This window comes from Paenibacillus illinoisensis NBRC 15959, assembly GCF_004000925.1.
GTDB classification, from domain to species: Bacteria; Bacillota; Bacilli; order Paenibacillales; family Paenibacillaceae; genus Paenibacillus; species Paenibacillus illinoisensis.
Genome location: NZ_BIME01000003.1, coordinates 47,870 through 74,007 on the forward strand (window position 1 = coordinate 47,870; position 26,138 = coordinate 74,007).

Annotated in this window: 25 protein-coding genes and 1 riboswitch; of the genes, 1 reads left to right on the plus strand and 24 read right to left on the minus strand. The window is 50.7% G+C overall.

The window, feature by feature from the left end; all coding sequences use genetic code 11:
* Nucleotides 1-129: 129 nt before the first annotated feature.
* The 16 genes from wecB to PIL01S_RS09005 form a co-directional block, all read right to left on the minus strand.
* Complete coding sequence (wecB, locus tag PIL01S_RS08930) at nt 130-1,287, minus strand: non-hydrolyzing UDP-N-acetylglucosamine 2-epimerase (RefSeq protein WP_127537244.1); 1,158 nt, start codon at nt 1,285-1,287, stop codon at nt 130-132.
* Between the two features lie 38 nt (nt 1,288-1,325).
* Nucleotides 1,326-1,955: a uracil phosphoribosyltransferase gene (upp, locus tag PIL01S_RS08935; protein WP_127537245.1), complete on the minus strand. Its 630-nt coding sequence runs from the start codon at nt 1,953-1,955 to the stop codon at nt 1,326-1,328.
* A gap of 230 nt (nt 1,956-2,185) precedes the next feature.
* Complete coding sequence (locus PIL01S_RS08940) at nt 2,186-3,433, minus strand: serine hydroxymethyltransferase (RefSeq protein ID WP_095291213.1); 1,248 nt, start codon at nt 3,431-3,433, stop codon at nt 2,186-2,188.
* A 229-nt stretch (nt 3,434-3,662) separates the two neighbouring features.
* Nucleotides 3,663-4,256 carry a TIGR01440 family protein gene (locus PIL01S_RS08945; protein WP_127537246.1) on the minus strand — a complete coding sequence of 198 codons (594 nt, stop codon included), beginning with the start codon at nt 4,254-4,256 and terminating at the stop codon, nt 3,663-3,665.
* A gap of 142 nt (nt 4,257-4,398) precedes the next feature.
* Nucleotides 4,399-4,480: riboswitch (ZMP/ZTP riboswitch) on the minus strand.
* Nucleotides 4,481-4,618: 138 nt separating this feature from the next.
* Nucleotides 4,619-5,191, minus strand: coding sequence for a low molecular weight protein arginine phosphatase (locus tag PIL01S_RS08950; protein ID WP_127537247.1), 573 nt, complete (start codon nt 5,189-5,191; stop codon nt 4,619-4,621).
* A gap of 127 nt (nt 5,192-5,318) precedes the next feature.
* The gene (locus PIL01S_RS08955) at nt 5,319-5,879 is read right to left on the minus strand and encodes a manganese efflux pump MntP (RefSeq protein ID WP_127537248.1); all 561 of its coding nucleotides are present in this window, start codon (nt 5,877-5,879) and stop codon (nt 5,319-5,321) included.
* Nucleotides 5,843-6,088, minus strand: a complete 246-nt coding sequence (locus tag PIL01S_RS08960; protein WP_127537249.1) for a hypothetical protein — start codon at nt 6,086-6,088, stop codon at nt 5,843-5,845. Before PIL01S_RS08960 ends, PIL01S_RS08955 begins: the two co-directional genes overlap by 37 nt.
* 4 nt (nt 6,089-6,092) lie before the next feature.
* Nucleotides 6,093-7,322, minus strand: coding sequence for an L-threonylcarbamoyladenylate synthase (locus tag PIL01S_RS08965; protein ID WP_127537250.1), 1,230 nt, complete (start codon nt 7,320-7,322; stop codon nt 6,093-6,095).
* 237 nt (nt 7,323-7,559) lie between these two features.
* Nucleotides 7,560-8,222, minus strand: a complete 663-nt coding sequence (spoIIR, locus tag PIL01S_RS08970) for a stage II sporulation protein R (protein WP_127537251.1) — start codon at nt 8,220-8,222, stop codon at nt 7,560-7,562.
* Between the two features lie 240 nt (nt 8,223-8,462).
* A complete protein-coding gene (locus tag PIL01S_RS08975; protein WP_127537252.1) occupies nt 8,463-9,683 on the minus strand; it encodes an FtsW/RodA/SpoVE family cell cycle protein in 1,221 nt (406 codons plus the stop codon).
* Nucleotides 9,684-9,937: 254 nt separating this feature from the next.
* Nucleotides 9,938-11,158 carry an FtsW/RodA/SpoVE family cell cycle protein gene (locus PIL01S_RS08980; protein WP_127537253.1) on the minus strand — a complete coding sequence of 407 codons (1,221 nt, stop codon included), beginning with the start codon at nt 11,156-11,158 and terminating at the stop codon, nt 9,938-9,940.
* A gap of 85 nt (nt 11,159-11,243) precedes the next feature.
* Nucleotides 11,244-12,128 carry a peptide chain release factor N(5)-glutamine methyltransferase gene (gene prmC, locus PIL01S_RS08985; protein WP_127537624.1) on the minus strand — a complete coding sequence of 295 codons (885 nt, stop codon included), beginning with the start codon at nt 12,126-12,128 and terminating at the stop codon, nt 11,244-11,246.
* 25 nt (nt 12,129-12,153) lie between these two features.
* Nucleotides 12,154-13,221, minus strand: a complete 1,068-nt coding sequence (prfA, locus tag PIL01S_RS08990) for a peptide chain release factor 1 (RefSeq protein WP_095291198.1) — start codon at nt 13,219-13,221, stop codon at nt 12,154-12,156.
* 394 nt (nt 13,222-13,615) lie between these two features.
* On the minus strand, nt 13,616-14,221 hold the full coding sequence (locus PIL01S_RS08995) for an SUKH-4 family immunity protein (protein WP_127537254.1): 606 nt from the start codon (nt 14,219-14,221) through the stop codon (nt 13,616-13,618).
* Between the two features lie 230 nt (nt 14,222-14,451).
* Entirely contained in the window at nt 14,452-15,552 is a 1,101-nt protein-coding gene (ychF, locus tag PIL01S_RS09000) for a redox-regulated ATPase YchF (protein ID WP_127537255.1), read from the minus strand.
* A gap of 107 nt (nt 15,553-15,659) precedes the next feature.
* A complete protein-coding gene (locus PIL01S_RS09005; protein ID WP_127537256.1) occupies nt 15,660-16,130 on the minus strand; it encodes a GNAT family N-acetyltransferase in 471 nt (156 codons plus the stop codon).
* Between the two features lie 159 nt (nt 16,131-16,289).
* On the opposite strand from PIL01S_RS09005, the gene PIL01S_RS09010 reads away from it, so the two are divergent.
* Nucleotides 16,290-16,724: a hypothetical protein gene (locus tag PIL01S_RS09010; RefSeq protein WP_127537257.1), complete on the plus strand. Its 435-nt coding sequence runs from the start codon at nt 16,290-16,292 to the stop codon at nt 16,722-16,724.
* 80 nt (nt 16,725-16,804) lie between these two features.
* Here PIL01S_RS09010 and fni read toward each other — a convergent pair whose 3' ends face one another.
* The 8 genes from fni to PIL01S_RS09050 form a co-directional block, all read right to left on the minus strand.
* Nucleotides 16,805-17,872, minus strand: coding sequence for a type 2 isopentenyl-diphosphate Delta-isomerase (gene fni / locus PIL01S_RS09015; protein WP_127537258.1), 1,068 nt, complete (start codon nt 17,870-17,872; stop codon nt 16,805-16,807).
* A gap of 231 nt (nt 17,873-18,103) precedes the next feature.
* On the minus strand, nt 18,104-19,582 hold the full coding sequence (locus PIL01S_RS09020; RefSeq protein WP_127537259.1) for a phytoene desaturase family protein: 1,479 nt from the start codon (nt 19,580-19,582) through the stop codon (nt 18,104-18,106).
* On the minus strand, nt 19,579-20,727 hold the full coding sequence (locus PIL01S_RS09025) for a glycosyltransferase family 2 protein (RefSeq protein WP_127537260.1): 1,149 nt from the start codon (nt 20,725-20,727) through the stop codon (nt 19,579-19,581). The genes PIL01S_RS09020 and PIL01S_RS09025 overlap by 4 nt, the downstream gene beginning before the upstream one ends.
* A gap of 1 nt (nt 20,728) precedes the next feature.
* The gene (locus PIL01S_RS09030) at nt 20,729-21,490 is read right to left on the minus strand and encodes a lysophospholipid acyltransferase family protein (RefSeq protein ID WP_127537261.1); all 762 of its coding nucleotides are present in this window, start codon (nt 21,488-21,490) and stop codon (nt 20,729-20,731) included.
* Nucleotides 21,459-22,226, minus strand: a complete 768-nt coding sequence (locus PIL01S_RS09035; RefSeq protein WP_127537262.1) for a carotenoid biosynthesis protein — start codon at nt 22,224-22,226, stop codon at nt 21,459-21,461. The genes PIL01S_RS09030 and PIL01S_RS09035 overlap by 32 nt, the downstream gene beginning before the upstream one ends.
* Nucleotides 22,226-23,098, minus strand: a complete 873-nt coding sequence (locus PIL01S_RS09040; protein WP_127537263.1) for a phytoene/squalene synthase family protein — start codon at nt 23,096-23,098, stop codon at nt 22,226-22,228. The genes PIL01S_RS09035 and PIL01S_RS09040 overlap by 1 nt, the downstream gene beginning before the upstream one ends.
* Nucleotides 23,095-24,558, minus strand: coding sequence for a phytoene desaturase family protein (locus PIL01S_RS09045; protein WP_127537264.1), 1,464 nt, complete (start codon nt 24,556-24,558; stop codon nt 23,095-23,097). Before PIL01S_RS09045 ends, PIL01S_RS09040 begins: the two co-directional genes overlap by 4 nt.
* Nucleotides 24,555-26,105 carry a phytoene desaturase family protein gene (locus tag PIL01S_RS09050; RefSeq protein WP_127537265.1) on the minus strand — a complete coding sequence of 517 codons (1,551 nt, stop codon included), beginning with the start codon at nt 26,103-26,105 and terminating at the stop codon, nt 24,555-24,557. Before PIL01S_RS09050 ends, PIL01S_RS09045 begins: the two co-directional genes overlap by 4 nt.
* Nucleotides 26,106-26,138: the final 33 nt, after the last annotated feature.

Here is a 26,138-nt window from a genome sequence, read left to right on the forward strand (position 1 = left end):
ATTGATTGATTTTAGCGTTTTAAAGGGTAAAACGACGGGTTTACAGGCCCCCGGGAGCCCATAAACCCGCGTAAACCGTACAGTTTAACTGTATGCTGTACCCTTTATGATTAAGTCAGAAAAAACGAATTATTTTTTGAATTTTCTGTGAAATGATTCCGGACGCTCACTATTTACGCCAAAATGGTGCAAAATCGCATTGACAATTCTTTCCGATGCATGTCCATCACCGTATGGATTGGCAGCTTGACTCATGCTTGCATACAGCGTTTCATCCGTAAGCAGAGCTTTGGTCCGTTCATAAACACGTTCCTCATCCGTACCCACCAGTTCCAACGTTCCAGCCTCGATGCCTTCCGGGCGCTCCGTTGTATCCCGCAGAACCAGCACGGGCACACCAAACGAAGGCGCTTCTTCCTGCAAACCGCCTGAATCGGTCAAAATCAAGTGAGTATGCGGATAAAAGTTATGCAAATCCACCACGTCTAGTGGATCAATTAATTGAATACGGGGGTGATTCCCCAAAATCGCGTGAGCCGGCTCCTTCACAGCAGGACTTGGATGCACCGGGTACACGATGGCAATATCTTCGAACTCGTCGGCAATCCGTTTGACGGCCTGGAAAATGTTGCGGTGAGGCTCGCCTTGGGATTCACGGCGGTGAGCTGTCATCAGCACAAGACGTTTGCCCTGTGCCCATTCAAGTACCGGATGTGTGTAATCCTGCCGTACTGTATATTGAAACACATCTGTTACCGTGTTGCCTGTGACATAGGTACTAGACTCCGGTTTATTTTCTTTGGCAAGGTTGGAGAACGACCAATCCGTCGGTGCAAAATGCATGTCTGCAAGCACACCGGTTAACTGGCGGTTCATTTCCTCCGGATACGGAGACAGCTTGTTCCACGTACGAAGGCCTGCTTCCACATGGCCCACCTGAATCTGCTGCAAAAACGCTGCATAGCTGGCTACAAACGTAGTCAGCGTATCGCCGTGAACAAGCACGATATCGGGTTTTGCTTCGCGCAGTACTGGCTCCAGGCCACCAAGCACACGAATCGTGATTTCATTCAGCGTTTGGCGATCTTTCATCACGTCCAGATCATAGTCCGGTTTAATGTTAAACACTTCAAGAACCTGATCCAGCATTTGACGATGTTGTGCGGTCACACAGACGATGGATTCGATAGATTCGGGATGTTTCTGAAGTTCCAAAATAAGCGGAGCCATCTTGATGGCTTCCGGACGAACTCCGAATATCGTCATAACTTTAATTTTCTTGGACATTCAAACAAAGCCCCTTTTCTATTCAGCATGCAGCATGCTTATTTAGTGCCGTACAGACGGTCTCCTGCATCTCCCAATCCGGGAACGATATAACCGTGATCATCCAGACGATCATCCAGTGCAGCCACGTAGATGTCCACATCCGGGTGCGCGTCCTGAACTGCTTTTACACCTTCAGGCGCTGCCACAAGGTTCATCATTTTGATTTGGGTGCAGCCGCGTTTTTTGAGCACGTCAATCGCAGCAATGGCAGATCCGCCAGTTGCCAGCATAGGGTCGATAACAATCAGCTCACGCTCCGTAACGTCCGTAGGCAGCTTCGTGTAGTATTCAACAGGTTGCAGTGTTTCCGGGTCACGGAACAGACCAACATGTCCTACTTTTGCCGCAGGAAGCAGTTTAACAACGCCATCCAGCATACCCAGACCTGCGCGCAGGATTGGTACCAGACCAAGCATACGTCCAGAGATGACTTTTCCTTGTGTTTCAGCTACTGGTGTTTGCACATCAATAGACTCGAGCGGAATCTCTCTTGTAATCTCGTACGCCATCAGCGTAGCCACTTCATCCACCAATTCGCGGAAATCTTTCGTATTCGTACGCATGTCGCGTATAAACGTCAGTTTGTGTTGAATCAAGGGGTGATCACATATTACTAATTTTCCCATCTAATTTGTCCCTCCGGTAAGTTCTTCATGTTCAGCATTTCCAATAATGCCTAATCATCATTCATAGGCCCGATAAATCCTGTATATTATATCATCACCTACACCGAATTACACCATCAAAGGACATGTAATCATTACAGAAAACCAAATACTATAAAAATAGGACCGGAAACTTGGCATGTTCCGGTCCTTTTTGCTCTAGTTGTACAATAATTCCATGTGTAGATGGACTAGTATTTCAGATCTGTGTACAGCGGGAATTGGTCTGTCAAAGCCGTTACTTCCGCGCGGGCCTCATCCAGTTTCGCTGTATCTTTAGGATTTTTCAATGTTTTGGCAATGATTTTACCAATAGCAACCATGGCTTCTTCGTTCATGCCACGGGAAGTAGCTGCCGGTGTACCAATACGAATGCCGCTCGTTACAAACGGGCTGGTCGGATCAAATGGAATTGCATTTTTGTTCACGGTAATACCGATGGAATCAAGCACATGCTCAGCTTCCTTACCTGTGATGTTCACGCTGCGCGTGTCGATCAGCATCAAGTGGTTGTCTGTACCGCCGGATACAATGTTCAATCCTTCGGCAATCAGTGTTTCCGCCAAAACCTGAGCATTCTTCACTACGTTTTGTGCATAAGTTTTGAACGAAGGCTGCAGGGCCTCACCCAATGCCACCGCTTTGGAAGCAATAACGTGCATCAAAGGTCCACCTTGGGAACCTGGGAATACGGCTTTATCAATTGCAGCTGCCCAGGATTTGCGGCACAGGATCATACCGCCACGAGGTCCGCGCAGCGTTTTGTGTGTTGTCGTTGTTACGAAATGGGCATGTGGAACCGGGCTCGGATGCAATCCAGCAGCAACCAGTCCTGCAATGTGGGCCATGTCCACCATGAACAATGCACCTACATCGTTTGCGATGGAAGCGAGTTTTTCGAAATCAATCGTACGCGGGTAGGCACTTGCGCCGGCTACAATCAGACGAGGACGGTGCTTGAACGCTGCTTTGCGCACTTCATCGTAATCGATCAGGAAAGTATCTTCCTGTACGCCATAGGCCACGAAATTGTAGAGCAAACCAGATGCATTCACCGGGCTACCGTGAGTCAAGTGTCCACCATGGGCAAGATTCATACCCAGTACCGTGTCACCAGGTTTCAATGCGGCAAGGTAAACTGCCATATTTGCTTGTGCTCCGGAGTGAGGCTGTACGTTTACGTGCTCAGCTCCAAACAGTTCCTTCGCGCGGTCACGTGCGATATCTTCCACAACATCCACATGCTCGCAGCCACCATAATAACGTTTGCCTGGGTATCCTTCAGCGTACTTGTTCGTCAGTACAGATCCAAGTGCCTCAATTACCGCTTCACTTACGATGTTCTCGGATGCAATCAGCTCAATGTTGTTCTGTTGGCGTTTCAACTCCAAATTCATCGCTTCAAGTACTGCAGGGTCATTCTTACGCAATTGTTCCATGTTTAAATTCCTCCCAGTATATTAGTGAAGTTTAAAGCAAAATTGAAAGGTTACACTCGCCACTCCGAATGCAGCACAATCTTCCGATCGCTGTTATCCCCAGATTTTTTTGAATCCCCCTCTAAAGGGGAAATCCGGTGATAAAGGCGAGCACTTCGTTTCTCCAGATTTGTCCTGCACTCTCCGTTTTCGTGTAAACATTAATTTCGCTTTATAGTAGGTTGAAGATTTAGTCGCAAAATGTCGAATCTGGTTGCTCTTCCATCTGATACACCGCACGTTCGCCGCCAATCAGCTTCGGACGGGTCAAGGCTGTCGTCACACGGGCTTCCCCGATGTAGCGGAGCGCTGTACGGAAAGGAACTGCCACATGCCGCAAGTGCATGCCAATCATCGTTTCCCCGATATCCACTCCCGCATGAGCCTGCACATGTTCAGCCAGGCAAGGATCACTCAGTGAACGATATGCTGCGGATGCCATGGAACCACCTGCCTTGGGAACCGGTACGGCACCCACTTCGGTCAAACCAAGACGTGTGAGCAATGAACGCTCCATCACCAGTGCGCGATTCAAGTGTTCACAGCACTGGAACACAGGCTCGAAACCGAATTCCTGCTGTACCTCGCGGATCCCTGCAAGAAGCTGCTGTGCTACATCAACGGCACCACTCGTACCGATCTTCTGGCCTGCAACCTCGCTTGTGCTTGTACCGATCACAACAATCTGTCCAGGTCCAAGCTTTCCGGCAAGTGCCAGTTCACGCAGAATGGATGCGGTCTGTTCCTGCAATCCGGGTTGTTCCGAATCTAACTCAATAGTCATCCTATCGCCTCCCGATAAAATCATGCCTGACTTCCTCACGGCAGCCCGCTCTTGTATTCATGCACGGCATCTCAGGTACTATTATAGCGAATAATCAGATGAAAGACGAAAAAAAGAGCAGTCTGCGGGTATCGCAGAATTGCTCTTTTGCCCAGGCGACCGGCCGTTTGTTCCGGTGCTCCATTGTGGTTGTGCCCACTTCGTCGCCAGTTACACCGGATCCCTGTTTTCCCCTTCATCATAAAACAACCCACGCTTAAAATCAACGGGTAATTTACACTACATGTTCGTTTTTGCATATAAAAATAAATTTGAAAATTCAATCTTCATTGTCCCATTACTATGACCTGCACAATCCCGGTTTATCCCAACTTGTCCAGAAGGCGATCCAGTGCAGTTCTGATCTCCGCAGCGGCGATATTGTAATCATCACGACTGCCGCCAAACGGGTCAGATATATCAAAGCTTGGAATACGCTGCCGAATCTCGATCACGCGCTCACGCTCTGATGCCAGAATCTCCTGACCGAGTGCACGCTTCAGTTCCAGTGTGGCGAACAGGCTGTCCAGTTCCTGAAGATCATTCAGAACCTGATTATCATTCTCCACATACTCTTTCAGCGTGTACGTCTTGTGTACCGAATCCGGAAAAACCTGCATGACATGCTGTTTATGGCTTCGCGTTAACGTAAGGACCAAATCTGCCCAGCCAATCAGGCTCGCGTTAAGCTGTGTGGAATGACCAGGCCCTTCCGCCTGGTGATCTCTTAATACAGCTTCGGCATGACGGGAAATTGGCATTCCCGATGCTGCCGCCACACCTGCAGAACGAACCTCTACCTGAATGCTCCGTTCTGCTGCCAGCTTGCGCAAAAGCCCCTCCGCCATGGGGCTGCGGCACGTATTCCCTGTACATACAAACAAAATATGTTTCATTGTGATAGCCTCCCCATTTCGCAAATGTTGTCGAATGATGCAATATTTTAATTTTAAATGATGAAAATTTAAAGGATATCGTTATGACTGCACAATGGCTGCACTGCACTGCTCCGCTCTATGACTATTAAAAAATAAACAACAGTCCAAACGCAAGCAGGATGGCTCCGCCAATCGCTTCACCATAATCACCAAGGTTCTGGCTCACTCGTCTTCCCAGCAGCAGACCCATGACGGACATGATTCCACCGCATGCACCAAAGGCAAGTACCGTCAGTACCAGATCACTGCTAAACATGCCGAGGGATACCCCAACGGAAAACGAATCCACACTCACACTGAGTGAAAATAAGATCACACCTAGCATGGAGCGATGGTCCACCAGCTTGGTGTCACCTTCACGAAATGCATTCAGAATCATGTGACCCCCAAGCAGAACGAGCAATCCGCCTGCAGCATACGTCGTGATGTCCCCAAGAAGTGAACTGACGTATTTCCCCGTGTACATACCGATCAGCGGCATGATCACATGGAACAGGGCCGTGACAAAACTGATTCGCAGCACATCACGCAAACGAATGCCTTTCATGCCGATCCCAATACCCAGCGAGAAGGCATCCAGCCCAAGGGCGACGGCCATAATCAAAATGGTTACCAACTGCCCCAGATGGGCAGACACATCCCACATTCCCATACCCCCAAGTCACGTAAAGGTTCTTGTACACGATATGCGGACAAGGACACAAACATGACGGGAGATAGAGAATGAATAGTCAGAGAGATGCAGGCAGGCGTGTCAAAAGAGGATTGGTCTAATCGGCAGGCCGTGGTTGGTGGTGCCTGCTGCCACGGCCTGCCGATCAGGTGGACCGGAGAGACGTCGTCAGCTCCGGTCATGGTGCTACTGGTCCCCAACCTGTATAAGTTGGTGACCAGCAGCCTTGAGCAGCCGATTCATGACGGCTGCTCCCAGCCCTTCGCGTGAGCAGGCTTCAGCCACAATGTATGTGGCGCCCTGCTCATCGCAGCTGCGCAGCGCGGCGTACAGCCGGCGCGCTGCTTCTTCAAGCTCGCTGGCATCGCCCAGCGAGAATACGGCATCGGCGCGGTACTGCTCCGCGTGCTCGGCGAACGCCAGCACCGCGGTGCGCTCTCCGCGCTGCGCCGCCTCCGCGAGGGCGGCGCTGATCCAGGCCGCCACGGCTGGCGGCGGCCCCTCTACCACGCACAGCGACCCTGTGGGCGCATAGTGCGTGTACTTCATGCCCGGCGAGCGCGGCGCCGGGCTGCCTTCGCCTTCGGACCCACCCGCGAGAATCGCCGGGTCCGTGGCGACACGGGCGGCAACGGCGGACAACTGTTCCGCCGTAATGCCGCCAGGGCGCAGGATGGTGACGGTACCGTCGTCACCGACCTGCACCACCGTGGACTCGACGCCCACACCCGTGGGGCCGCCGTCCACGATGCCGCCGATGCGGCCAGCCAGATCCTCGCTTACATGTGAAGCGAGCGTCGGGCTTGGCCGCCCGGAGCGGTTAGCACTTGGCGCAGCCACCGGGCACGCCGCTGCTGCGAGCAGCTGCAGAGCAACCGGGTGATCCGGCATGCGGACACCCACCGTATCCAAGCCAGCCGTAACCCGCGGGGATACGGCGCCTGGCTTAACAGGCAGCACAATGGTGAGCGGACCTGGCCAAAAGGCCTCAATCAGCGCTTCTGCCGCCTCATTCACTTCCGTAACCAGTGAATCCAGCTGATCGCGATGTGCGATATGCACAATAAGCGGATTGTCAGACGGGCGGCCTTTGGCTTCAAATATAGCCTCTACCGCGGCTGTACTGCGCGCATCCGCGCCCAAACCGTATACCGTCTCTGTCGGAAACGCAACGGTCTGGCCTTGACGAATGCAGGCAGCGGCAGCCTGCAAGTCAGCGAGCGCCTGCTGATAGGCGCTCTTTTTTTTCTCATCAGATCCCTGTCCCTCAGGTTCACCCATAACCAAATTACCCACAACATGCGGCTGTTTCTCACTCATCAATGCTCTGACATCCCACACCGAGGTAAGCAATCCTTCTGGGTTGCCCGAATCTTTGTTTCCTGTGTATTGGTATTGGTCTTGTTCTCTACTCATATATCCATCATCCCTAAACTTCAATAGGTTAGTAACCGCGGGGCCTCGACCTTGACGGTAGCTGTCTTGCTTACATTTCGAATACCTATAATTATAGCATATCTGTTCAACCTAAGAACGGGCTCGCTAGCTCTCTTATAAACCCCATCCCTTAAGCATGACAGCCATTCATTGAAAAATGGGGCAAAAGGGCAGCTTCCTGTATCGAAGTTGCCCTTCCCTATCATTCTCACGATATTATGCAAACAACCCCGCTACCCAATCCCATAGTTTAACCGCCAGATCCACCAGGAAAAAACGCGCTTCCGGTGTTGCTCCCTGGACAGATGCTTCAGCATCTCCAGGCTCAGTAGCAGCCGCTGCAGATACCGTAGACGGATTCGCCAGCGCATCCCCTGTGCTTGCATCAATGAAGCATAGCGGCGGAAACAGCACACACCACCAATTCTGACCCTTTCCTTCTCCCAGTGTTATACGCACTGCTTCATAATCACCTGCGGGATATACCGTGCCTCCATATAGTTTGGTAGGGAACGGTACGACACCAAGCTCCACTTGGTATGGATAGTCCAATCCACGGCTGGCCAGCTCTTCTCCCACCCGATCTTCGATTTCAGACAAATGCTCACGAATGACATGGCGTGCTTCATCCAGACTTTGCGGATTATCCAGCTCTGTAACCCACTCACTCATCTGCGCAACCACAGCATCCCGAATCTCGCGTTTCACCAGTTGGTCCCCTGGAGCATCCGAATTCGCTAGAATCCGCAAACGGATGGATTGCTCCGGAATTGCTGTAGCGGCTACAGCTGCATCCGTCTTCTGACCTTCCCACATCATAATAATCATCATAAGACAAACGATAATAAGTCCAATTTGTTTCACTGTTCTTCTGCTCATCCCGTTCTCCCCCTCGGCTCCCGTGATCATGTTCCCTGCAACTCTCTCATGTCTATCAGTATGCCCGGAAGAGACAGAAGTAAACCTAGCAAAAATCATAAATCTAGCAAATTCATTCTCTTATTTTAACGTGGTTGAGCGGAATTAAGAAAAGGCTGACCACACCTGTTACAGGTGTGCATCAGCCATGCTTAAGAGACCTATGGAACCCAACTGTTAATACATAACCCTATTCGATGATTACAACGCGCTCTTTTCTTTTCTCAGCAAATGCAGTAACCGGTCTGGCAAACCAGGCTTCTGCTCTCCAAGCAGCAGGTCATCTTCCTCTTCATCTCCATATAATTTAATGCTCATGACCAGTCCGATACAAGCCATATTAATGAGCAATGAAGTCCCGCCATAACTGATGAACGGAAGGGTAATCCCTGTTAGTGGCATCAGTCCGAGGAACGCACCTATGTTTTCAAACACTTGGTATAACAGCATGCCAATAATGCCTACAATAATGACTGGCCCCGCCCGATCCTTGCACTCCATACCGATCAGAACCATTCGGTGAATCAGAATGAAGTACAGCAGTAACAGCACCGACGCCCCCACAAAACCGAATTCCTCAGCGATAACGACAAAGATGGAATCCGAATAGGTATACGGCACGCGTCCACTTTGGACGGAAGTTCCCTGCAAATACCCTTTACCGACAATGCCTCCTGAGCCTATAGCCAAGCCGGCATTTTTGGTGTGCCACGTCGCCTTGGATGTGGCCTTTTCCGGTACGAGCCAGGGATCTATCCGTTCCGCCCAGTGTTCACGGCCTATCTTTTCGAGAAAGGTAAAGATTTCATCATGATACGTCGTGTAGGCTTTGACGAAACCAAAGAAAGTGACAGCTACAATAACAAGGCCAATGATTGCATGTTTTAGCTTGATATTACCGATCCATAATACCGCAGCCAAGATGACGACGTAACCCAGCGCGTTGCCCAAATCATTTTGAATCATGACGAGTGCAAACGGAACAAACGCCCAACATCCGATGGGAATAATATCCCTCCAGAAACCTAGCGTGTTTCTCTGACGCTTCACAAGCAAATGTGCAAGAAACAGGATCAGAATCATCTTGAACAACTCCGCAGGTTGAAACGAAAGATTTTCCCCAAGCTTGATCCAGCCATTGGCATTATTGATAGGTCCGCCCACAAAGTTGACGAGAACAAGCAGAACGATTCCTAAGGCATACAGATAAAAAGCATATTTCACATACATTTTGTAATTCACTAGTCCGATGCCCACTACTGCGACAAATCCTAAGATATAAAATAGCAAGGTTTTGATATGATGCTTGGCCAAAGTGGCATCCGTCTGCGTACCACTATAAATGGCAAACACACTTGCGATCATCAGCAAAAACAATACAAAAAGAATAACACCGTCCATCTTTTTCAGCATTCTCAACATAACTGCAATCGTCCTCCCGGGTACCTATATACGCATTTTCCAAATTGACTTATAATTTCCATTGTATAAAATAGAGAGATAAATTGGAAATTTTAATCACTTCGCGGAGGATGGATTTCAACTTACATAACCATTAGAGGAAATCTGGCAAAAGAAAAACCCTAGAAGCACCAGATCCAAATGGTTTGGATTGATCTTTCCAGGGTTCTATGACTGACTTCTTTCTTTTTGTTTCCTGTACCTGATAAAAGGAATTACTGTTCCTGCTGGGACGGTTTCCTTCTGAACAACTTGAGGACGATATCCGTAATCCCCGGTTGTTCTGCAGAGCCCAAAATATCCTCGTTCTCTTCCGTATGGACCTTGATACTCATCACGATACCCATACTGATCATGTTCAGCACAAGCGAGGTCCCTCCTGAACTGATAAAAGGCAGCGTGATCCCGGTCAGCGGCATTAACCCGATGAACGGACCAATGTTGACAAAAATCTGGTAGAGCAGCATCGCGATAATGCCGACGATGAGATAAGGCCCTGCGCGATCTTTACATTCGAGGGCTATAAGGACCAGCCTGTGGATGAGAATAAAGTACAGCAGCAGCAGCACTGAAGCACCTACAAAGCCAAACTCCTCCCCAATCTGCACAAAAATCGAGTCGGCATAAGCCAGCGGTACCCGATTTGACTGAATCGTTGTACCTTCCAAGTATCCTTTACCACTAATGCCACCAGAACCAATCGCCAGCTTCGCGTTATAGGTCTGCCAGAGCACGTCTCTGGAAGTCTGATCCGGCACGAGCCATGGGTCGAAGCGATCCGCCCAGTGAGAACGACCAATTTCCTTCAGGAATTTGACGATTTCATCATGATAGTGAATGTACGCCTGTGTTCCCCCAACAAAAGCAGCCACAGCAATCATAAATCCAATGAGGGCATGACTGAATTTGATGTTGCCAATCCAGAGCAGTCCTACCAGAATGATCACATAGCTCAGTGCGTTCCCCAAGTCATTTTGCAGCAAGACGAGCAGCAAAGGTGGCAGCACACAAAGTGAAACCGGTACGACATCACGTCCAAAATAAAGCGGTCGGTTCTTCTTTCGAGCCAGAAGGGCCGACAAGAACACAATGAGACAGAGCTTGAATAACTCTGCTGGCTGCAAACTGAAGCCAAAAATGGACAACCAGCCCTTGGCGCCGTAATATTCCTGACCTATAAACATAACCAGAATAAGCAGCAGCATGCCTACTCCATAAATATATAAATAGTTTTTGATAATAACCTTGTAATTGATCATTGAAATTCCAAAAAAGATCACGAAACCTAAAATATAAAAGATAACAGCGTTTCTCGTGAGCCCCTCCAGCTTCGGACGGCCAAAGGTCGTACTATAAATGGACAAAATACTGATGACCATCAGGATCAGCAAGATGAACACAATCGAGTAGTCTATCTTTTTGAATTTATGCAGCATGTAGTTATGTTCCCCCAAGCATTCAGCAATCTTCGGTATATCCCATTGTAGAGGATTTCGCGGCAAAAAGAAAACCCGCAGAACCTTACATTTTCGTCACCTGTTCCGAAGTACGAACACCCAGGACATGCCGCTCGATCCCGGCAAGGTCCGGAACAATGATAATTTCCGGCCAGTGTCCGGCTGATTCAAGCAATGCGGCGATGTCGCGAGCTTGTCCCTGACCGAGTTCAAAACCAATGACCTGCGGCGGCGCAGGCAGCAGTGCCAGCTGTTCCAGCATGACCCGGTACGGTGCCAGTCCGTCCGGACCGCCGTCCAGTGCCGTGCGCGGTTCATGATCGCGCACCTCAGGCTGCAGCCCGGCGATATCCGCCGCCGGGATATATGGCGGGTTGGACACCAAAATGTCCACCCGAGCCCCTGCGAACGGGGCCAGCAGATCGCCTTCACGGAAGTCGATCTGTACCCCGTTCGCGGCCGCGTTCCGCGCGGCCACTTGCAGCGCCGCCGCCGAGATGTCTCCGGCGCCGACCTGCCAGCGCGGGCGCTGCGAGGCGATCGTCACCGCGATCGCACCGCTGCCCGTGCCAATATCGACGGCGAGCGGAGCGCCGCCGGGAAACACGCGGTCGGCTTCGCGCAGCACAGCCTCGACTAGCAGCTCGGTCTCCGGCCGCGGAATCAGCACGGCCGGCGTGACCTCGAACGGCAGCCCATAGAACTCCTGGCTGCCGATAATATACTGCGCCGGCTCACCCGCAGCCTTGCGCGTGACGGCGTCCTCCCAGCGGCTGCGCAGCTCGCTGGGGAAGGGTTCCGGCTGCATCATGTAATACGCGGCGCCATAGACGCCGAGTACATGCTCCAGCAGCAGCCGGGCATTATTCTGCGGCTCGTACACGCCGCTCTTTTCCAAAAAAGAGGAAGCCTCCACGAAGGCTTCCCGACAGCTCTGTTCCGGCGTCATCACAAACTGCGCGCGGGTCACAGCATTATTCTCCTCTATCCATCATCTCCGTCTGCTCGGCAATCGTCAGCGCAGACAGGATTTCTTCAATCTCTCCGTTCATGACCTGATCCAATTTGTGCATGGTCAGACCAATGCGGTGATCTGTTACACGGCTTTGCGGGAAGTTGTACGTACGAATCCGCTCACTGCGGTCCCCTGTACCCACTTTACTCTTCCGCTCCCCTGCAATTTTCGCTTCTTCTTCCTGGCGCATCATATCGAAGATCCGGGTACGCAATACTTGCAGCGCTTTTTCCTTGTTCGAGTTCTGCGATTTACCATCCTGACATGTCGCTACGATTCCGGTTGGAACGTGCGTTACCCGTACAGCAGATTTCGTCGTGTTAACCGACTGTCCGCCGGCACCGCTGGAACAGAACGTATCCACGCGAATGTCTTTATCATGAATTTCGATATCGAAATCTTCAGCTTCAGGCATAACGGCTACCGTTGAAGTGGAAGTATGAATCCGTCCACCTGATTCGGTTGTCGGGATACGTTGTACACGGTGTGCACCACTCTCGTACTTCATTTTGCTGTATGCACCGCGGCCGTTGATGAGGAAAATAACCTCTTTGAATCCGCCGACATCATTCGTATTGGCATCCATCAATTCCACGCGCCAGCCTTGATTATCGGCATAACGTGTGTACATGCGGTATAGATCCGCTGCAAACAACGCCGCTTCATCTCCACCCGCTGCTCCGCGAATTTCCACGATGACGTTTTTGTCGTCATTCGGATCTTTGGGCAGCATGAGAACACGAATCAGTTCGTCCAGTTCTTTCTGACGGGCACTGAGTTCTTCGATTTCCATTTTGACCATTTCACGCATCTCGTCATCCAGCTTCTCGCCTTGCATTTCTTTCGCTGCTTCGAGATCCTGACTCACCTGTTTGTACTCATTGTATGCTTCGTACGTCGGCTGCAGATCGGATTGCTCTTTGGAATACTCACGCAGCTTTTTGTTATCGCTTGCCACATCCGGGTCACAGAGCAGCTCGCTAAGCTTGTCATAACGGTCTGCCAATGCCTGTAATTTATCCAACATATATAGTCACCTCACGATTTATTTTTGGTGATGCGCTGCACGTCTTCTCCGGGCAGGCGCTCCATGTTCATTATTTATATCATCTATTTTCATAACGCATAGGTTCTGAGCCAAACCGAACCCTGACCGTAACATTCATTAATGACCGACGCAACATCGCTACAACGTCATCAAATCCTTTACTTTTAAGTTATATAAAAGAGCTCATGTACCTTACGCTAATCCCCGCTTAAGTCTTACAAAAAGCGAGCTAAATCAACCTAGGTACACGACTCTTAATTATAGCATATTCTTCTCATCCTGAACAGATGCTTTTCCACCTGCCTACAGGTTCGCTTTAGATTATGGCACAACTGACAATGGCATTATTACATTATTCTTCAATGGATATCAGCTACAACAAGCCATCTTCAAGCTGTTCAAGAACCAGGCTCCACCAAGCTTTTTTATTCGATAAACTACCTGGATCCTGTTCGGCAAAGAAAGCCCGGAGTTCGCTTATGGCCTCTTTTCGGCCGGATACATGGCCCTTTTTCTTTCCTGGTGTAAGCTCTCCCCTTTGAAAAGCTGCCAGTTTGGCTTGTGCTTCTTTCAGTGTCATCACACTGGGCTCATGCACTTCGGAGAAATTCTCAATGAATTGAGCGTAACGCTGGAGAAATTCAAGAAACCGAACCAGACTGGTGTTGATCAACCCGTGTTCCCCTGATGATGCGTCTACCGAGTAAACTGCGCCCGTTCCTGTCTCCACACCGAACAAGGCGGATTTTTCCTCCCACTCATATCCGATCGGCAGAAGCGTAGTGAAGCCGTCATCACGTTGCACCTGAATCAAGCCTCGTTCCGGCATTGACCGAAAATGGACACCCAGCAGATCGTTACCCTCATCGCGAAACTGGGGTACTCCCTCAACAAGAAGCAGATCGCTAATCTCTCTCGGTAAATGCATCGCTTTCACATATGCTTCATCATATTGAATACGAGTTACTGCATTCTCCATTGTCCATCCTCCCCATGCCCTTTTCCTCTATTATATCCACACTGCGCAAACAATCCAGTATAAGCAGAACAAGCGGGTTGCCAGCACGGATCCTTCCCTCCTATTCTCGCCTATTCCTCTGATCTGCGCGTTACACCCTTCATCACAAATAAAAAAACCTGCCATCTTCAGGGAAGACAGCAGGGCTGTTCGTGTCTATCATGTACTGCTTAGATTGATTGGTTATACGCTTATACGTTGAAACGGAAGTGCATAACATCTCCGTCATTGACAACATATTCTTTACCTTCCAAACGAAGCTGTCCGCGTTCTTTGGCACCGTTCATGGAACCAGCTGCAACCAGGTCTTCGTAGGAAACAACTTCTGCACGAATGAATCCGCGCTCGAAGTCCGTATGAATTACACCCGCTGCGCCCGGTGCTTTTGTACCCTTGCGGATCGTCCACGCACGAACTTCCTGTACACCTGCCGTGAAGTATGTGTACAGACCCAGCAGCTTGTATGCGGCTTTGATCAACAAGTTCAGACCGGAATCCTCGATACCGAGCTCTTCCAGGAACATTTGCTTATCTTCGCCTTCCAGCTCGGAGATTTCTTCTTCGACTTTTGCACTGATCGGCACCACTTCTGCATTTTCAGCAGCCGCGAATTCTCTTACTTTTTGCACATAGGCATTGTTCGCCACATCACCGATTTCATCCTCGGCTACGTTAGCTGCATACAGAACCGGCTTCAGGGTAAGCAGGTGCAGATCACGTACGATCAGACGCTCTTCGTCTGTCAATTCCATGCTGCGTGCCGGCTTATCTTCGTACAGAACTGCCTTCACTTTCTCCAGTACTTCCACTTCTTGAGCAGCCTGCTTGTTGCCGCCCTTCATGTTTTTCTTGGAGCGTTCGATTTTTTTCTCAACACTCTCGATATCAGCCAGGATCAGCTCCAGATTAATCGTCTGGATGTCGCTTACCGGGTCAATTTTGCCATCTACGTGAGTGATATTCTCATCAACAAAGCAACGTACCACGTGAACAATCGCATCCACTTCACGAATGTGGGCAAGAAACTTGTTACCCAAACCTTCGCCTTTACTTGCCCCGCGCACAAGACCTGCGATATCTACGAATTCAAACGCTGTGGGTACTGTCTTCTTCGGTACAACGAGTTCTGTCAATTTGTCCAAACGCTCGTCCGGTACTTCAACGATCCCCACGTTCGGGTCAATCGTACAGAACGGATAGTTTGCCGACTCGGCACCTGCTTGTGTAATTGCGTTAAACAGAGTGGATTTACCAACGTTTGGCAGGCCCACGATTCCAGCTTTCAAAGCCATGTATATGACAACTCCTCATTCATTACTTGTTCGGTATGGATAATCTTATACATTATATATGACAAACCCGGAGGCATCAAGGAACTTCGGGTTTCGTTTCTGCATGATTACCGTTTAAGTTCCTTGTACATCGTCAGATCAGTGATCTCGTATCCCATCTTGCGATACAAGCTACTCGCCCGCACATTATGTCCAAACACATGCAAACCAATTCGATCCACCTGAAGACGGCGTGCCGCTTGTTCAAGTGCTTCCATCGTTTCGGTACCATACCCCTTGCCCCGATATGCTTCTTCGACAACAATATCGAGCAAGAAGGCTTCCTTACCCCGGCGATTGTCCGTAATGTTAAACCAGATGTACCCCACATTGCCGTCTACCGGATGCACCAGGTTATAGATGAAGGCTCCAGGCGTATTCAGTCCTTCAGGCAAATAGCGATCATAAGATGCCTCAGCGAGCTCCTGCGCTTCTTCCTCCGCCCATGCCCCTGCTTCTACTTTCTCAACTGCAAAATCCGTAATTGAACGCTTTCGGAAATTCGCAAACTCTTGATCATTCATGGATATAAGCTCCATAGTATTCCCTCCCGGGTTCAAATTCCGTATTCGATTTTTCTAAGTCTTGATCTAAATGAAACGATTTATTGTTCATCATACATGAAGTGGAAAAAAATCTGCATAACTTTTATCAGACTTCCATTGTTTATTCACCATAACGAGAGGAGCAAATATAAGATGAACAGACGTCGCAAACGACCTTCAAGGAAAATCATCATTCTCTTGGCGGGTGTGGTTATCTTCATTGCAATCATCATCGGTATGGCTTATCCAACCATAGACCAATTCCGATCGCTAAGGATCACCATTCACAATCAATCAGACTTCGATCTTGCAAATGTCAATGCAAGTCTGGTCCAAGGTGAAGGCCCGGTTAACAGCGAAAGAGATGGCTCCGTGTACAAGCTGAAAAAGGATATCGCCAGCGGTAAAAAAGTAAAGTTCGCCCCTAGGCTTAGTCCTTCCGGGGAATCATCCGTTCACCTACAATTTACGGATAGCCGAGGGGAAATTCATACCAAAGTCGTCTGTGGTTACACGGAGTATCTATCCGGCAATACCTATGTCACCGTAACCAACGACAATATCACGGTAAAAGAAGAGTGTTGGTAATCCTTCTGTCTTTTCATAATAAAAAAGGGGCTTACCCGATGTCATGAGCATGAACATGACAAGGTTGCCCCTCTTCCGTATTAACGCCGCTCGACCAATCGCTCTGTCTGCTGCAAATCTTCGATTCGCCCGGCTCCGATACCGAACATGACCGTACGAAGTTCGAACTCTACCTGCTCCAGCCGACCATCCAGCGCTTCATCCGAAGCCACTGCGGATTCGAGCAAGGAACGACCGAAACCGGCCAGGTCTGCACCCAGCGCGAGCGCCTTGGCTGCATCCACTCCATGATGAAGTCCGCCGCTGCCAATCAGTACTCCTTCCGGATTCAGTGCTCTGACTTCCCGGATGCACTCGGCAGTCGGAATGCCCCAATCGGCAAAAGCTTCGGCTGCTGCCCTGCGAACCGGGTTGTTGTTCCGGTATTTCTCCACCTGTACCCAGCTGGTGCCTCCAGCTCCGGCCACGTCGATAAATGCCGCACCCGCTTCATACAGCCGCTGTGCCGTTATTCCATCAATGCCCCAGCCTACTTCCTTCACTCCAACAGGTACATCCATCGTACGGCACAGGTCTTCAATCCGGTTCAACAACCCGCTGAAGTCCGTATTGCCCTCCGGCTGGAAGATCTCCTGCAAACCGTTCAGATGCAGTACCAGCACATCCGCACCAGCGATCTCAACCGCACGCTGGAAGTCGGCAGTGTTGAAGCCGTAATTCAACTGCACTGCACCCAGGTTGGCGATTACCGGGATGTCAGGGGCCCAGCGCCGTACATCGAAGGTCGGTGCCAGTTCAGGTTGTTCTACTGCTGCCCGTATGGAACCTACGCCAAGCGCCCAGCCTCTGGCATTGGCCACGCGGGCAAGCCGCTCGTTAATGGCGCCAGTCGTTTGGCTTCCACCCGTCATCGAGCTGATGAGCAGCGGTGTACGAACCTCTTTTCCCATAAAAACGGTATCCAGACTGACCTCATCAAAATTCAGTTCAGGCAGGGGATTATGACGAAATACGTACCGCTCCATTCCGCTCGTGATCCCTTCTCCTGCAACATTCTCTTCCAGACAGAGGCGCACATGCTCCAGCTTCCGTTCCCCCGTAGCCACCTCGGGAAGCAGCCGCTTGCCGGCTCGCTCTTGTTCATTCATGATGAGACCTCCTTATGTGAGAAATTGTGCGGATGGACAGGGACCCCCTGCCGGTTCCGTTCAATTGAAACACTCCATTTTTTGCTTACTTTTTTGCTTATATGTAACGCATAATTCTGCATGTATAGAATTCCTACTGAGTCGCCGGTGATATCTTCCACGCGTCAACTCTACCCAGTATACCGTTCCGGACATGCTAATGAAAGGGCGCACCCGCTCATCTCTGATGAATCACAAGAGCATGGATGCAAGCTGCTCGCCCACCAGCTGTCCGGATAGCGTTACAATCGGCGTCCCGCCTCCCGGATGCGTCGTTCCACCCACGTACCATAACCCCTGTACATCCCTGCTTTTGTTGCCGGGGCGAGAGAAGGTCTGCCTCACTGAATTGGAGGAAATCCCGTAGATGGACCCTTGATGCGCCAATGTATCGCGTTCAATATCCTGTGGTGTGTACCGTATTAATACATCTGATTGCCTTAATCCTGTAATTCCCCGCTGTGCAAGCTTATCCAGTACCAACTCGCCGTAGCGTTCCGTTTGCTCTTCCCAGTTCCATGCATCCGACAGATATGGGGCGTTTACCAATATAAACAGATTACTCGCTCCTTCAGGAGCCATGCCTGCCTCCGAATAACCGGAATAACAGATGTAGATGGTCGGATCCAGCGGCATCCTGCGTTCACGGAAAATATGTTCGAACTCCGGTTCATACCTATCCGGGAAAAAGACAGTATGGTGCAGCAGGGAGTCATACTGCTTCCGCACGCCAGCCAGTGTCACATAACCGGAAATGGACGGCTCATATTTGCGAATCCTGCGATCACTCATCTGCTTCCGATGTTCCGGCGCAAGCAGATGACGGTTTACACTGAGCACATCCCCGTTGGCCACCACCTGATCGGCTTCATGGAAGCCTTGATCCGTATCCACACCTATGACCTTGCCATGACGAACGACAATCTGCCGGACCTCGATGCCAGTCATTATCCGTACTCCTTTTTCCTGAGCAAGCTTCGCCATGGCTTTGATCAGCTCATAGGTTCCGCCTTTTACACCGTATACCCCTTCATCTGCCTCTACATGGCCCATCATCGCGAAGATGGATGGAGCCTGATAAGGTGATGAGCCGACGTAGGTCGCGTAACGGCCAAACATCGCCAAGGTGTTGGGATGACTAAAATACGACCGCAGGAGCTGATTAAGCTTCACAGCCGGGCGAACGCGCAGCAAACTGCGAAGCATCTGGAGGTTGTACTTGTCTTTGGCAGTTAGCAGCAGTTTGCCAAGAAAATGACGATCGGCTTCCGCATAAAGTGCTGCAGATTCATCCATGAATGCATCGTAGCGCAGTGCGTCTTCCGGACTGTACACTGCAATTTGTTCCTCCATCCATTCACGCTTGCCGGACAGATCCACCACGGTACCGTCTGCAAACACATTGCGTGTTCGGGGCTCCAGCTCATACAGCTGGACGTAATCCTCCATTTTGGTACCCGCATGCTCAAAGACAGAGCGGAAGGTGGAAGGCATCGTAATCGTACTTGGACCGCGGTCAAAATGATATCCGTTCCGTTCCACTTGCTGCAGCTTGCCACCCACATGTGTCTGACGCTCCAGCATGGTTACCTGTATGCCTTGTGATGCAAGGCGAATGGCACAGGACAAGCCACCGAAGCCCGCGCCAATAATGACCACTTTTCTGCTCAACTATACCGCCTGCCTTTCCAAACGTATCCTTTCCCTGAGCGACCGGCTCGCCAGGATGCTATTCCAATACCAATCACGCAGGCCATGCTGACAGATTGCAGACTTGCAAGCCACCAGGGTTGCCCGCCCGTCTGATCCGCCACCCTTTTTACACTCATACCCAGCAGTGTACCAATAAGTCCATACATGATGGCTGCAGAGCTTCCTGATAGTAAACCGAACAGCAATCCAAGAGGAGGGACAATGTACATTAGGGTGTACATGACTAGGGTACCCAGCAGGAGTACATCCCTGCGTCCCGTTCCTTCGTACATGTTCTTCTTATATCCGTTCCATACTTCGGTTCCATTCTGATACATCCGCGTGCTGACCAATTCATGCACATCCGCCAGCATAACCGGATGACCTGCACGCTTGACCGCCTTCGCCAGACTCATGTCGTCCACCAGATCTCCCTGAATGGCTGCATGGCCACCGGAAGCTTCGTAGCTCGAACGATGAATCAGCAGGAAAGCTCCGGTTGCTGCTACAAATAGCGGACTTGATGATCTGCGTATCATGAAGATGGGAAGATGACTGATGATCGTGAATACCATCATCGGTACGACCAGCTTCTCCATCCAGGTCTTGGCCACCTGATAGGGAAACCCTGTCACCAGACCTTTTCCCAACTCACAGCCGGCAGATACGGTCTGCCGAATAGCCTCTGGCTCAAGCCTTACATCCGCATCAACGAACATAAACCACTCGCCTTTGGCCTCCTGAACCAGTTGGTGGCACGCATATGACTTGCCCATCCAACCAGGTGGTGGCTCCGCCCCATCAAGGAGACGTACACGCGCATCCCGATTCGCAATCTTCTGAACCAAGGCCGCCGTTTCATCCTCGGAACGATCATTCAATACCAGCACTTCCATCCGGTAGCCGGTTGTGTTGCTTGCGAGCACACTCTCCAGGCATCCTTCAATATGTAGTCTTTCATTCCGAGCCGGAATCAGGACAGATACGAGCTTATCCTGGTGCAGCAGCTGGTCTGCAGGGAACGAACGAATTCCGGGAAGACAAGTCGCATTCCAGAGAGCAAAAATCAACTGCACACCGAGTGCAGTTGTTAATATGATCCATAATATCTCGGATGCACTCATGTTAACGGACCCCCCGCTTTCGTGCTGCATCGTATTTTTCACTTGTGGATCTTCCGTTACGAATCAGGGAAACGGCCCCCGGCAGACTCCCTTGTCCGATGCGAACCAGCTCCGACTTATGCTCGTCTAACTGCTGTTCCAACACCAGGCCAAGTCTGGCTGCAATCTCTTCGCTCTTCCATACATGCCAGTCTTCCATTAGAGGCGCACCGGCGAGCATCGAAACCTCCGGCATATCATGCTGAACCATACCATGACACAGGGTCACAGGAACGGCTAGCGTCTGCGGAGAACGGCGAAGCAATAGCCCGATGCCTGGGCGAAATCGAATGGGTCTTGCATCCTGATGCAGGATTTCACCCTGCGGAAAGATCCACACCCTTTTGCCGGATTGAAGCAGCCCTGTTGTGTACTGCATGGTCTTTCGGATTGCAGAAGCGCTCTCCTTGTTGATGGAGTATGCGCCGAGTTTGCGAAAGAAGGCATACTGCTGCAGCTGCCTCTCTTCCATCATGACGTAATGGTCCCCCGTTGAAGTACGGCGGGATGCATGATAGAGCAGCAGTCCGTCCCACCAGGAGCTATGATTCATGAAATAGAGAACTGGCCGGTTCGGGTCAATCGGAGAGACGGAATGGCCGTCAAACTGCGGATCCAGTGTCCCCGATAGTGTGAACGAACGAAAGCGACGACGCAGCAAGTAATACTGGTTGTATAAATAAAACATTCGGTTAAATGATTTTGACTTTTCGGCGGGAATCATAGAACCAGCTCCCTTCTGCTAGCAGCATGCCCACAAGCGCAATGATGAAACTGCCTGTGATACCTTCTTTCCATGCGAGCAGACCGAATAACAGGATGAACAGCTGGTACAGCCACTTGGCCCGCAGCAGCGAACTGCGGTCAGCAGGCATGGCTGGAAGAAAGAGCGACAGGAACGCACCCATAATGAACCAACTGATGTAATTGGTCCAAGGGACGCCATAGAAGCCACCGGGGGCCTCCCAATGCCAGAAACCTCTGGCGTGCGCAACCGGATCAAGCACCAGATCAAGCAAAATGGCCCAGAAACCGGTCTTGATCGCCCGAATCAGCTTCCCCTTCCAGGTCGAACCCCCGCCGCTCAATAGAGCGGAATTTCCGACGACTGCAATCCAGGCAAATCCCAGGGTGACCGGTACACTGAATAGATGAATGCCGAAGAAGTCCGAATAACCGTATTCACCAAAAGGCCATTTCGTATGGACACCGATCCATTCGATCCCCATGCCACCCAGCCACAGAATGGCAGAAGACACCCAGAGTCCTGGCTGTTTCCATATGACTGACTGGTCGGACATTCCATTCCTTCTTCGTCCCTGATAGATCAGTTCCACGACATAAAGTGCATAGAACACAAGAAACAGTCCGTTGGAAAACGATAATTGTTCAGGTACTCCAATGGTTAGCATTAGCGTGGCTCCAATGATGTACCATGCCCAATAGAGACCCTGAATCATCAGGAGACCGCCGTACGGGAAGCCTGATAGGCGAGTACCGGATAACGTTTCACAATGGCTCCTAGCATCTCCAGCTTCAGCTCGTCGGTTACAAATGCCCGTTTGTTATACACGTCATAGTCGTTACGTTCTACCGCATGTAATATGGTGGAGTAGAAGGCTGCTGCCAGTTCAATGGCAAATGCACTTTCCGTAGGATAGGTCTCGAGCCGATCCATGCCAAGACGGAACCATTCGAGTGCTGAGGCTTTCAATTCCTGGATGATGGCTACAAACCGTTCGTCCACAATACCCTCTGCCCAATCCTGTTCGGAGTACCCATGCTTTTCCATAATTTCGAGCGGAACATAACGGCGTGCTCTTGCCCGATCTTCCCCCACGTCACGAATGATGTTGACGATCTGCATGCCCTTGCCAAGTGCAATGCCGTTTACGGCCACTTCGGCACCATTGTCATCACGCAGCACAGGAAGCAGCATCTCCCCTACCGTCCCTGCTACAAGATAGCAGTAATGTTCCAGCTCCTTCATCGTTGCATAGTGAGTTACCTCGAGATCGGTCATCTGTCCGTCCATCTGCCGAAAGAAAGGTCCTTTGTCCAGGTGGGGAAAGTTCGAGAATAACCATCTCAATGCAGGCCAGATAAAATGGCCTTCTGCCTCTTCCAGGTATTCAAAATGATCCCGAATCTCATGTATCGTATACATCGACTTCTCTGGTTCATCCACACTGTCATCAATGATGCGGCAGAACGCATAGATCACATACACCGCTTCACGGCGCGGACTGGGCAAACCTCTGAAAGCCTGATAAAAAGAAGAAGATCCCTTCTGCATCAACTCTTCGCACCTGTTCAAAATCATTTCATTCATGTTCCCATCTCCTTCATGAGTAGATTGACGGCCATGCGTGCACTTTGCATTACGATCGGAACGCCACCGCCTGGATGCACCGATGCTCCTGCTGCGTACAATCCGCGTATCGTCGGAAACGGCTTCGGCTGCGGCCGATACACACCCGATTGAAACAGAATAGGTGCAATACCGAAACTTCCACCGCCGTAGAGTCCATCTCGCTCGGCATCTGCTGGCGTGCGTACTTTCTTCCACCTGATCGATGCACGAAGTCCCGGGAAACCACGTTCTTCCGCTTCCTCCAGCACCCGTTCCACCAGAGCCCCACTCTCCCTGGACCAGTCCACACCTTCTGCGTCTGGCACCGGAACAAGGAAATACAATACACTTTGACCGGCTGGCGCAGCGGAATCATCAACAGCTACCGGGTTAAATACATAAAATGAAGACTGTTCCGGAATACGGCGCTGATTGAATACTTCCCGCAAGCTTCCATCAAGACTGGGTGGCAGGAAAAATTGATGCGTCGTTGCATCTTCCCAAGTTTTGTCGACCCCAACATAAATCAACACACACCCGGATGAGGGACGATAGGGTTTCTTTTTGCGCACTGCTTCCGGTATGCCGCCCAGTAGACCTGTCAGATGAGGGAAATCGCCATTATAGATGACTGCGTCCACATCTTCCGAACCAGCAGCCGTTTCTACCCCTCGGCAAACGCCATGTTCAATTCGCAGTCCCGTTACTTCCGTATTCAGCACAACACGCCCGCCACGCGCGATCAGTTCGGATTCCAGAATTTTCGGTAATGCAGCATATCCGCCCTTCACCATCCAGATTCCATATTCATGCTCTGCATAAGGAAGAAGGGAATAGATTCCCGGAGTACCGAATGGCGAACCGCCAATATACAGACTCTGAAGTGAATAGGCATCAACCAGTTCCTCATGATGAAAATAATCTCCTACAGCTTTACGTACGCTTTTGTGTGCACGGAGCCTGCCCATCAGGGACATGAGAGACGGTGTGAAAAAATCCCTTTTCCGCGGAAAAGCTCTTTCCAGAAAAGCAGACCGTCCTGCCGGGAACAGGGTATCCATGTCCTTCATGAATCTTGTGAACCCTCGGCTCTCTCCCGGGAATAACCGCTCGATCTCGTCGGCCTGCTGACCGCGATCTGTCATCTTGGTCATGACACGTCCGCTGCTGTAGTGAACCCTGTATAACGGATCACAGCGGAGCAGCTCCACTTTGGAGCGATCCACCCCAGCCTCCTCCAGAATGCCATGCAGCATGTCGGGCAGAAGTACGATGGTTGGACCCTGGTCAATGCGATATTCCCCGTTCTGCTCATAGCCGATGCGTCCGCCAACCCGGGAACCCCGTTCGTAAACGGTGACGTCCCAGCCCTGCCGATTCAGCAGCAGTGCCGAGGTCAGCCCGCCAATGCCTGCTCCTACAATGGCTGCCCGCTTCATGAATGACCTCCGGCTTCAGCAGTCTTCACATAAGTAGACCGGTTTGAACGGGTTTTGGCATCCTCTTCCTGGATCAGCCTGACACTGATTCGAGCAGACTCAAATATCGTAGGCAGTCCGCTGCCCGGGTGGGTTCCACCGCCGACCAGCCATACCCCTTTCAGCTCTTCGAACTGGTTATGCGGACGCAGATACATCATCTGACCCAGATTGTGAGCCATATTAAATGTCGCACCGCGGTACACATCCAGTTCATTTTCCCAGTCAAGCGGGGTAAACATCATGGACTCTTCGATACGACTCCGAATGTCTGCGAGCTCCGGGATCGCTTCAAGCCGCTGCATCATCGCCTCGCGTACATTCTCCCGTTCCACATCCCAATCAATGTCCCCGGTAAGGTTCGGAGAGGGCATAAGCACATATAATGAAGATTTTCCTGCAGGTGCGAGTGTCGAATCGAGCTTGGAAGGGTTATGAATATATAGAGACGGGTCAGCGGACAATACTTTGTGCTTCGTGATCTCGTCCACGTTCAATCGGTAATCTTCGGGAAAGTAAATCGAGTGATGCGGCAGATCAATCTCGCCGTCTACTCCCAGATAGAGCATCGCTGTAGAACAGGAGTACTTCTTGCGTTTCATTTTCTCCGGCGTATATTTCTTAAGCACACCCGGTTCGAACAGATGGTTCACCGCATGGGCAAAGTCTGCATTAACGACCACATGATCCGCTTCAATGCGTTCACCGTTCTCAAGCAGTAGTCCCTCGGCTCGGCCGTTACGGACGACGACCTGCTTCACCGGACAGGATGTATGTATACGTCCACCATATTCCTTTACAATGTCAGCCATGCCCTGGAATACGCGATTCACACCGCCAATCGGATGAAACAGCCCATAATGGTGCTCAATGAATGACAGAATCGTAAATGTACCCGGACAATCCCAGGCAGACATGCCCAAATATTTGGATTGAAACGTAAAGGCCCAGCGCAAACGCTCGTCAGTAAAATAACGGGACAGGATGCCATAGACGGTATTGTTCACGTCCAGCTTCGGAAGAGCCGTTATCGCATCCTTGCGCAGATAATCTGTCAGCTTGCCGAAAGGCCGACGCAGCAAAGGCATGACTTTACCAAACTTGACTTCCTCATCCTGCATGAACCTCAGGTAATGGTCTTCATTACCAGGGAACAATTCCTTGATCTGAGCAGCAGTATCTTCACGATTACGGGAAGGCGTGAACACCTTATCCCCGAAGTTCAGGGCATACAAGGGTGTCAGTTCCTTCAGATCCACGTAATCGGACAGTTTGCGTCCTACCAACTCGAACATCTCTTCAAGCAGCCCGGGCATCATCAAAAACGTCGCGCCCCGGTCGAATCGGTATTCTCCGAGCTCCAGCCTGGCAGAACGTCCACCAATCACCGGTTGTTTCTCATAAACGTCCACTTCATATCCCTGACCGGACAATAACATGGCCGCTGCAAGCCCGCCTGGACCCGCACCAATTACAGCCGCACGTTTACGTTGCTGATTAGATATCATGCCACTCACCTTTCTTATGGTCCGAAACCTACT